10 protein-coding genes and 1 pseudogene are annotated in these 9,707 nt (G+C 35.9%); 1 reads left to right on the top strand and 10 read right to left on the bottom strand.

Annotated features, from left to right (window positions below; all coding sequences use genetic code 11):
• Nucleotides 1-56: 56 nt before the first annotated feature.
• Nucleotides 57-1,820: a hypothetical protein gene (locus QME58_12980; GenBank protein ID MDI6804733.1), complete on the bottom strand. Its 1,764-nt coding sequence runs from the start codon at nucleotides 1,818-1,820 to the stop codon at nucleotides 57-59.
• The gene (locus QME58_12975) at nucleotides 1,817-2,632 is read right to left on the bottom strand and encodes a hypothetical protein (protein MDI6804732.1); all 816 of its coding nucleotides are present in this window, start codon (nucleotides 2,630-2,632) and stop codon (nucleotides 1,817-1,819) included. Before QME58_12975 ends, QME58_12980 begins: the two co-directional genes overlap by 4 nt.
• Before the next feature lie 78 nt (nucleotides 2,633-2,710).
• Between QME58_12975 and QME58_12970 the strand changes: the two genes are divergently transcribed.
• Nucleotides 2,711-3,613, top strand: a complete 903-nt coding sequence (locus QME58_12970) for a DUF4835 family protein (protein MDI6804731.1) — start codon at nucleotides 2,711-2,713, stop codon at nucleotides 3,611-3,613.
• A 63-nt stretch (nucleotides 3,614-3,676) separates the two neighbouring features.
• Here the strand turns inward: QME58_12970 and QME58_12965 are convergent.
• The 8 genes and pseudogenes from QME58_12965 to QME58_12930 form a co-directional block, all read right to left on the bottom strand.
• Nucleotides 3,677-3,896 (bottom strand): annotated as a pseudogene (locus tag QME58_12965) (type II toxin-antitoxin system HicA family toxin).
• The gene (locus QME58_12960) at nucleotides 3,896-4,141 is read right to left on the bottom strand and encodes a type II toxin-antitoxin system HicB family antitoxin (protein MDI6804730.1); all 246 of its coding nucleotides are present in this window, start codon (nucleotides 4,139-4,141) and stop codon (nucleotides 3,896-3,898) included. The pseudogene QME58_12965 and the gene QME58_12960 overlap by 1 nt, the downstream one beginning before the upstream one ends.
• Nucleotides 4,142-4,400: 259 nt before the next feature.
• Nucleotides 4,401-5,720: an L-lysine 6-transaminase gene (lat, locus tag QME58_12955; protein MDI6804729.1), complete on the bottom strand. Its 1,320-nt coding sequence runs from the start codon at nucleotides 5,718-5,720 to the stop codon at nucleotides 4,401-4,403.
• A gap of 277 nt (nucleotides 5,721-5,997) precedes the next feature.
• Nucleotides 5,998-7,356 (bottom strand): TlpA disulfide reductase family protein, encoded by a 1,359-nt coding sequence (locus tag QME58_12950; protein ID MDI6804728.1) that lies wholly within the window; start codon nucleotides 7,354-7,356, stop codon nucleotides 5,998-6,000.
• Nucleotides 7,349-8,272 (bottom strand): ATP-binding protein, encoded by a 924-nt coding sequence (locus QME58_12945; protein MDI6804727.1) that lies wholly within the window; start codon nucleotides 8,270-8,272, stop codon nucleotides 7,349-7,351. Before QME58_12945 ends, QME58_12950 begins: the two co-directional genes overlap by 8 nt.
• 160 nt (nucleotides 8,273-8,432) lie before the next feature.
• Nucleotides 8,433-8,690 carry a GIY-YIG nuclease family protein gene (locus QME58_12940; protein MDI6804726.1) on the bottom strand — a complete coding sequence of 86 codons (258 nt, stop codon included), beginning with the start codon at nucleotides 8,688-8,690 and terminating at the stop codon, nucleotides 8,433-8,435.
• Between the two features lie 110 nt (nucleotides 8,691-8,800).
• The gene (locus QME58_12935) at nucleotides 8,801-9,241 is read right to left on the bottom strand and encodes an FISUMP domain-containing protein (protein MDI6804725.1); all 441 of its coding nucleotides are present in this window, start codon (nucleotides 9,239-9,241) and stop codon (nucleotides 8,801-8,803) included.
• Entirely contained in the window at nucleotides 9,238-9,597 is a 360-nt protein-coding gene (locus QME58_12930; protein ID MDI6804724.1) for a transposase, read from the bottom strand. The genes QME58_12935 and QME58_12930 overlap by 4 nt, the downstream gene beginning before the upstream one ends.
• Nucleotides 9,598-9,707: the final 110 nt, after the last annotated feature.

The raw sequence follows: 9,707 nt of genomic DNA, 5'->3' as shown, positions 1-9,707 counted from the left end.
CCAATCAACATTAACATATTAGTGGAAGAAACAATTTTCTATTGCATTTTTCGGGATTATAATTTCAAATCCAACTGCAATCCTATTCTGTTATCCACATTTGCCGGAAGCTCGTCCCATCCACTCCCGATTTTCTTCACATCCTCACGAATCAGATAAGAATATTTAAACGACAAATCAAGCGAGTTGATAATCTGATACTTCAATAATAAATACCACTTGATTCCTCGTCCGTATAAAACCGGAATCGAGAGTACACCTAATAAATCATTTTCATACTGACTTATTCCAGAAAAATATGAATCAGATTTGAAATAACTAATTCGGAAGTTAAGTGTAAATCTTTTTTTCGGTTTAATACTCAAATCATGAAAAAGCATCCTCCCGATTTCTGTTACTTTTGTAATATTGGATGTTACAGTGCGGTACTCGAATCGCCATCTTAATCTTAAGAACTTAGATAAATCGTAATCAACATTTATGCGGTAGTTGCTTCTAACCGATGGATCGATAATTCTGATTTCTCTATTCATATTATCAAGACCTTTTTGAAAATCATCCGACGATATTTTCTTATACCTCAAAGTAACAAACAGATTTTTATTCATTTTATATTCGAACTGCGATAGGTATTCATTCCCTCGCTTTGAGAAATTTAGCTCTTTGCTTTTCGGAAAAACAAACTTATCGCTGTAACCGATCAATTTTATCCCCTTTAATAAGTTCAATTCTAAACCGACAAAGAAACCTTCTTCGTTCGACCCGCCGAATGACTCACCGAATGGATTTGCTAATCTGTTAAAATAATAGGGAGAATAATTTCTATACAAGGCAACCACATCAATAAAAGCATTCGGACTAATTGTAAGAACATTGATTCCGTTAAAATCCATCTTAGAATTTGATGCAACCTCACCATGCAAACTGAATCGCTCAATTTTAAAAGTAAAATCAAAACCGTAATTCGAGAAGAAATTATTGGTGGCAACTTTTATCTGTTTAGAGTATGAACTTCTGAACCAAGTCAGTCCGAACTTGAAGTCCCCATATAAATCGTAGATAATTCGGGCGCCGAAAACTTTTTCGTTCAGATTTGCTCGCTTTGCAATTTCAGAATTTGTGCGATAATAGCCCGAATAAAAACTTGTAACAACCGAGGCACTATCTACCGAGGCACTCAAATTTCTGTTGGAATAAAAAATCAGCCCGCCGAAACTTCGCCAGTGCAGTTGAAACGCTACCCCTCGAAGAAATCCGACCTCGTCAGACGAAAGATGCGGCATCAGGTCTCTCCCCTTTCGGATTGAACCGGCTTTGATATTAGCCCCCTTTGTAAAATCATATCCACGCCACATCACCAAGCCTTGCCCCGCTTCAATTACATAATCGCCAATCAATACAGATTTTATAAAACCTAAATTCTGGATTCGTATAAAATAATTAGTATAATCGTTAAACTTCCTTTCGCCTGCATCTTTTTCTACAAGCAGCCCGCCCGAAATATTTTCGCCCTGATTTAGCTTAATCCTTTGATAAGAAACTATCGGACTTCCTAAATACTTTCCATCTTTATATCCACGACTTGTTTGAAGTTTTTGCCGGATTCGTGACCGGACAGCTACCGATGGCAGACTCCAAATATTTTCCCGGACAATTATTGGCTCGGTTTCAAAAACATCTAACAATTGGGAGTCTTCTTCATCTGTAATTTGCTCGACTAAATTTTCAATCTCGACATCGGTTGTGTCTTCCGTATCAATCTGTGAAAGTGCCGGCGATAACCCCACGAATAAGAGAATGATGTTCGTTAATCGAATCATTTTTCTTCTCCCCACAAAAATCCAATCGTGATCGAATGTGTAAGCCCAAGTTCCTGATGGTTGATAAATGCATAATCGATTTTTAGAGATAAATATTTCAAGCCCAAACCTCCTGAAATAGTTGATGGCTTCTCATTAACACCCAACCGCAAAGCTGCGAATTCAAAAACCCAATACTCAAACCCTGCTTTTATCGAACCATCGAACATAATTTCTTTTTCATAATCCATCAGCAAAAACAAATTGTTGATGGGTGAGTAGGAAGTTCCAAACGAAAATACTTGCGGCAATTTTTCTTTCATCTTTCCAATCGTTGGTGCGTTAATATTTTTCGCTGAAAAGCCGAAGAGTAAATTGTAAGCGAGAGGTAATATAATTCCGACATCCATACCAATCGTGTAGTCGTTTCCGTAACCTTTAATTGTCAATGTATGGATATGGAAACTCGTTCCTAAATTTATTTCTAAAAAAGAATTTGCATACGATATTGTTCCTGAAATTTCTTTATAAAGTTCGAAGCCATACTTTTTTGCGGCGAAAGCGAAAGTTCCGATTTTTGTAGAATAATTTGCTGCAAATGCTGTTGTAGATAATTCGCTCAAGCCGAAGGGACGTGGTGAATAATAAACTGCTGCTTCATTAAAATTTATCAGAGATAATCCAGCAGGATTATAAAATATACCCCAGCAATCATCCGATAAACCTACAAAAGCTCCTCCGATTGCATTAGTTCTGGAACCCAAGTTCGTTTGCTCAAATCCTGCAACGATCGATTGATGTAACAGGAAAATGATAATTATTATTACCTTCATATTACCTCCTAACCTTAATTGACGCTTGAACTAATTGAATAAAATAGCTATATTGAATTCAACAAATAGAGTATTGATATGAAAATCACATTAGCAACTTTCGCAATCATTTTTTTAATGAACAGTTTCATAATTGCACAGGAAATTGATTGTAACGTTACATTGAATACGGAAAATTTAACTGCTGAAGCACTCGAAAACATTTCCGGTTTCGAACAGCGGATCGAGGATTACATCAACAATTACAGATGGACTAAAGATGATTTTGGCGGCCAAAAGATAAAATGTAATTTTGAAATATTCTTCAAAAGTTCGCCGTCTGAGAACAAATACACAGCGCAAGTATTTATAGGCAGCCAACGACAAATTTATAAATCGGACAAAAGCACTGGTACTGTCCGGATATTCGATGATAAATGGGAATTTACTTTCGTCCGAAATCAGCCGATCCATCACAATAATCCTCAATACGATCCTGTTACAAGTTTCATTGATTTTTATGTTTATATCATTCTCGGTTTTGATTACGACTCGTTCAAACCAACCGATGGTACAGATTTTTTCCAACAAGCTGTTGACATTGCGAGTAAAGCACGCTCGGGAGGCGGAGCTTCATCGGGATGGGATTTGAAATCTTCGGGTACTTATAATCGAATTCAATTCATCGAAGAAATTATCAATCCGAAGAATAAAATTATTCGGGAGGCGTATTACGTTTATCATTACAAGGGACTCGATATGCTTACTCGAAATAAATCGAAAGCCCTCGAAAATGTTTTAAAAGCTGTAGAAAGTATAGGTAATTTCCAGAAGAAAATCAACGAGCGGATAATTTTGATTAAAGCATTCTTCGATACCAAATATTTGGAGCTATGTGAATTGTACCTTGATTCCAAAAACCCTGATATTTATACCAAATTAGGTACTTACGACCCAGCTCACCAAAAGAATTACGATGAGTATAAACTCAGAATGAAGTAAGGTTGTGGGATTTTATATCTTGGATTTATGGATTGAAACAAGAATTGGTATCTGAAAATATAATTACAATTTTTCCCATTCACTTCTATCAATATTTGCTTGATGAAGAATATTTGATAAAAGATTTTTTCCAATATCCTTTCCATGAGGATTGGGTAGTATGAGTTTCAATCTATTTTTTAACATAAATTCGTGTTTTCCACCGGACATCGGTCCGTTGCGATCCTAATTGTAGTAAATACCGGAGCAAATCTTTTCTCGATATCGGTCCAAATACCGGCATTAAATCGCCTCTTTAACCACTTCTAATTTTAACCCATCAACCTCTGGAAGAGTATTCCCTAAACGTAACCCAAATAGTATCCAATCTTCAAGAACTTCGCGTAGTTCCTCTCTGCATTCTTCGAGTGTTTTAGCATTCGCCCAAACACCTTGAAACCCGTGGATATCACCATAATATCCTTCATTATCGGCAAGTATTTCATAGTGCGCCCGCTTCATCGCCGCCTGTATGTATGCTGTTAACATTTACAAATCCTATAAATTGTTTATAAAAAACTATATAAATTTATGCACAAAATCAAATGATCGAAGAATTGGATTCATGATTTATGATTTTAGAATGCAACTTAAAGATTGGAGATTGGAGATTGCAGATTTGAGTGTGTCATCTTGAACAGTTTGTAAACCAACAAAAACAAAAAGCCGATTCCCCTATTCCAGGAACCGGCTTCTTATTCCATCACTCCAAAAATCCATTACTCCGATTTTTTACCAGAATTGGATATTATAACCCTTTCAAAGCTTCTCTTATGATCGACATACCCATATCGACTTCATTTTTTGAAATATTCAGCGGTGGTCTGAAACGCATAGATTTTTCTCCACAACCTAATATTATCAAACCTTTATCGTAGCAGGAATTTTTCAGCCTGTTTCGTTCGTCGGGTGTGTTTAAATCGAAAGCACAGAATAGTCCAAGTCCGCGTGCATTACTTACAACGGATGGGAACTCGTTCTGTAAATTGTGTAATTGCTTTAAAAGGTATTCACCCATAACGCGTGCATTGTCAACTAATTTTTCTTCTTCAATAATTTCTAAATATTTTTGTGCACGCACCATATCCACAATATTTCCGCCCCAGGTAGAATTCAACCGGCTCGATACATTAAACACGTTGTCATGTATCTCATCGATTCTTTTTCCACAGAGGAAACCGCAAACCTGTGTTTTCTTTCCGAATGCAATCATATCCGGCTGCACAAAATGTTGATGCGCCCACATCTTGCCTGTTAGACCAACCCCTACCTGAACCTCGTCGAAGATCAGCATGATGTTGTTTTCGTCAGCAATGCGGCGGAGTTCAACAAAGAATTCTTTTCGGAAATGATTATCTCCCCCCTCACCTTGTATCGGCTCAATGATGATAGCCGCGATATCATCAGGATTATTTTTAATCGCATCCTTGATTTGATTCATTGCTAACTGTTCTGCTTGGATTGCTGCTTTCAGATTCTCCTCATTCAACGGGAATTTGATTTTTGGATTTTCGATTCGGGGCCATTTGAATTTCGGATATAGGTCAATTTTCACCGGCTCTGTATTCGTCAACGACATCGTGTAACCGGTTCGTCCGTGAAAAGCTTGCTTGAAATGAATTACTTGTGTCCCCTTCTCTTTCTTGTATCCTTTAAGAAAGTTTTTCCTTATCTTCCAATCGAAAGCCGCTTTAAGAGCGTTCTCGATACCGAGCGCACCGCCTTCAATGAAAAATGCATGGGGAAAATAATTTGGCATTGCTATGCGCGAAAATGTTTCAACAAACTCTGCTTGTTCAGCCGGATAGATATCCGAGAGTGATGGTTTGTTGATTGCAACTGAGGTTAGTTTTTCAAGAAATTCCGGAGTTTTCATTTTCGGGTGGTTCATTCCAATAGGAACTGAGGCAACGAAAGTAAAGAAATCGAGATATTCTTTACCAGTAATAGAATCGACGATAAATGAGCCGTGGCTTTTTTGAAGGTCTAAAACTAAATCGAAGCCATCGACGAGGAGATGTTTTTTTAAAGTCGAGTGGACATTCTGAGGTAAAATTTTGGGTGTCATAATTTTCTCTTTCAAAGTAGATTGATTTTTAAAAAAATTAAGCAACTTAGAGCTTAATTAGTTTTGGTTAAAATGTATTGGAATAAAAAAGGTAGTAAGACCGTGGGAGCGGTCAATTATCGCGGTAGGATACTTAGAAGTGTTCCTGATGCTCGAAAAATGATATGTAGAATATTATTCGGTACGTCATAACAGCTAATAGATACGAAATTTTAGACTAAAAAACAAGCAGATTTCCGATTTCTTAACGGCTTAAACGTGGTTAGAAATCGGAAATCTAAAATACCCCTAACAATTCATCAAACGACAAAGGTTTTCCGATTATTTTCTTTTGTCTGTCTATTAGGAACATCGTAGGCGTTGCATAGATATAATAATCCTTCACCGCATTCCCGCTCCATCCTTTCAGGTCAGAAACGTTAATCCACTTCCACCCATCAGTTTCGACAAACTTTTGCCAGTCAGTTTTATTAGTATCAATCGATACAGCAAATACTTCCGTCTTTTTCTGTTTTTGGCTCTTGTATAATTCAGCTATCTGAGGTAGTAGAGTTTTACAGTGTGGACACCAGGATGCATAAAATATGATCAATATATTTTCAGCCGTTATACTATACAAATCAACTTCTTTACCGGACCAATCCTTACTAACGATATTTGGAACAACGTCGCCAATTTTAAAATACTTTGCCTGATCCATTCTTCTTTGTAATGCAGTCTCTAGTTTTTCATCGATACAGATGTCATCTTTGATTACGTAGTTCTGGATTATGTAGTCAATGATTTTATCGAACCCGAATTTCTTGAAACCGTCTAACAGATATTCTACTACATGCGTGTAGACCAGTGAATTGACTTTTGCTTTATTCAGGATTGTATCTACAGCTACCATAAATTCTTTTTCGAGAAGTTCCTTAGGCAGTTGAGGATTACGATAGTATGTAAGATATTCAATGGACTTATTTGAAAAAACATCGGAGTTGATTAGACCGGCATCATTAAAATCTACAAAGTCTAATGAGTGGGATTTTAGGTAAGATACTTGTTTCTCCAATGGAATGTTTCCGTCTACAACCGGTAACTGGGATGATTTGATATATCTTGAGACAAAGGAGCTTGGATTCTTTTGTGCAACAACATTTACATAATCAAGATAATCTTTTTGAAGTTGCTCTAATTTATTCTGTGAAGTTGTGTAATAATCATCATCCTTGGGATAACGTGCTAAGATTAGCTGGAGCAGATCTGATTTTGACTTGTATTGTTTGTTCAGTTTTATGAATGTGTAATAAAGTTGATTGCTTTCGGATTTAACAACATTTAAGCTATCTAAAATATTGTTCGCGTTGGTTGTAATGCTTACGTCCTCACCTTCATTTACAAAGTCGATCCATTTGTTTTTTTCTAGAATGATACGAAAAAGACCAGGGTGTAAGTAGATGTTACTCAGGTTGTATGTCATTTTGCCTTCCATAATTGAACTCACTGAATCAATCAACGTAATCTTTTCTCCTTGCAATGAGTATAAATAAGATTTGTTCTCACTTAATTCAGAAACGGAAATAGATAATTGCTGTGAGTTTACAGTACTTATACTCATCACAACTATTATCGAAAAAATGGGGTTTTTAAACATGCAATTCTGCAAACTTCCAAAAATTACTTCTATCAATTTTATGAACAGCAGCATTATACGTTTCCGAAAAATTCTTTGGAATTTTGATCCGTTGTTTTTCAGAATATTTCAATTCATAGCCGGTAATTGTTCCTGCCGTTTCTTCAACATAATCGATTTCTTTTTGGTCGTATGTTCTCCAAAAGTAACTATTCACTTTTTTATCGGAATAGGCATTGGCTTTAAGCCGTTCGGTGATACAAAAATTTTCCCATAATGCGCCCACGTCATTCCGCAATGAAAGGGGATTGAAATTATTGATCAATGCATTGCGAATTCCATTATCATAGAAATAAATTTTAAACGACTTCGTCAGTTCTTTACGAATGTTTCGTGAAAAAGAATTTAATTTGAATACAACGTACGTTTGTTCAAGCAAGTCTATATATTTTTGGACTGTGATACTATTCACTCCAAGCTTAGTAGCTAATTCATTATAGGTAACTTCATGCCCAAGTTGAAGCGCTAAAGAAACAACAAGGTTTTTTAATAGACTCGATTTTTTAATCCCCTCGAATTTCAGCAAATCTTTAAACAAATAACTAGAAGCAAGCTCGTGAAGTTTATTAATTGCATCTTCATCGTTTGAAGTAAAAACATCCGGGTAAGAACCGAACCTGAGCAGCTTATCTAATTTAGCATCTACATTCAGCCAATCTTCATTAGCTTTAATTTCTACGCTTGAAAGTGGATACAATTTATGGTGGATTACCCTGCCTGTCATCGGTTCAGTCGTGTGGCTTGCAAGATCAAAGCTTGATGATCCGGTTGCAATTATTTGCACTTCGTTCAAAGTATCCGTGATTAGTTTTAGTACCTTACCGATATTAGGGATGTTCTGCGCCTCGTCAAGTACGATAAGTTTATAATCTCCCAAAATATTATTATTGTCTTCCCTTTAAAAAGGTCTGATTTGATGAGATTTTTTAATAATCTTTGCACCATAATAAAATATTTACCGTTAAATTTTTGATTACACTGGTAAATTTAACATTATTATGTAAAAATAGCAAGTACAAGATCGTAGCTTGCTTTATTCACCCCGTGAGATAGTTAAATAATCTCGATTTAATATACCTTTTTCCCCAAGCTGTCTTTAGATATTTTTCTCTCTTTGTAGCATCTTGTTGATTCAGGCATCCTTCAAAATAAACGAGTTTCAATGGTCTCCTTTCTTTGGTTGAAGATACTTCCCCATTATTATGCATATTGATTCTCGCTCTTAGGTCCCTTGTATATCCAGTATAGAAATTTCCATCTTTCTCACTTTTCAATATATAAACATAATAATACATACATTAATGGTTCACCCCGTGAGATAATATCTCTCAAGTTTTCTTAACTTAATATTTATTCCATTGTCCTTTGTCATTAAATCTATCTTTAATATTTTTATCTCACGGGGTTAATCCTTGACACAACGAACACTAAAACCGTTTCTATGGGCGTTCGTATATTCTGAATTTATATAGTTTGAGTCTGAACTAATGTGCAGGGTGTACCTACGATGAGCATACGCAATCGTGGAACTCCAAATTCCAGTAGATTGACCAAGTTGGTTAAAATAGAGAGCATAAACGTTGTTATGTCCTGCAAGCATTGCAGAAAATCCGCTCGTGTTTGTTCCTGCTCCATCTCCAATTCCTTGCCCTATTTCTTTTAAGGCGTTGCCATCAACTCCATTCCCATTTGATCTAATAGTATCGGATGTTGTTACTTTTTCGCCTGACAAAGATGCAGGATAAGCTTTGTTTTGCTCTATATTTTTGATCTCTATTTCAGTATTCTGAGAATATGCTATTCCGAGATTTAAGAATAATATTACTGCGATTACATATTTTATCATTTACGGTCAAAACTATATTTTTTTATAAACTCGGTATGTTCATCGGCAAATGATTTTTTCTTATGGTGATCTTCAGCCCATTCAAATTTTGACGATGTAATCTTGTTTTTATTTATCCAATAAGATGATTCACCTTTAATTAGATTTACGACCTTAGCAATATTCTGTTCAGAGCCAAGAGAAATTAAGCAATGCAGATGATCAGCGTTTCCATTAATGCAGTCGATAAATATTTCTTTGTTTCTTGCATTATCAATAATGTGAGCGATTACTTTATTTTTAACATCACGGGTTAAAAAAGGTACATGGCTTTTTGTTCCAAATACAAGATGTACCCAAATGCGTACGTAAGCCATAATGAATATTCCTTATTTATGATTGAGCTAAAGCCCGGTTTCTTTGTTCTTCTGTGGGGCTGACTAAAAAGTAAGGGCATAATATTTGAGGAATAAAGAAGCAGAGCATT

This window comes from Bacteroidota bacterium (assembly GCA_030017895.1).
Taxonomy (GTDB): Bacteria; Bacteroidota; Ignavibacteria; order UBA10030; family BY39; genus JASEGV01.
This window is presented reverse-complemented; position numbering and strand designations above follow the sequence as displayed.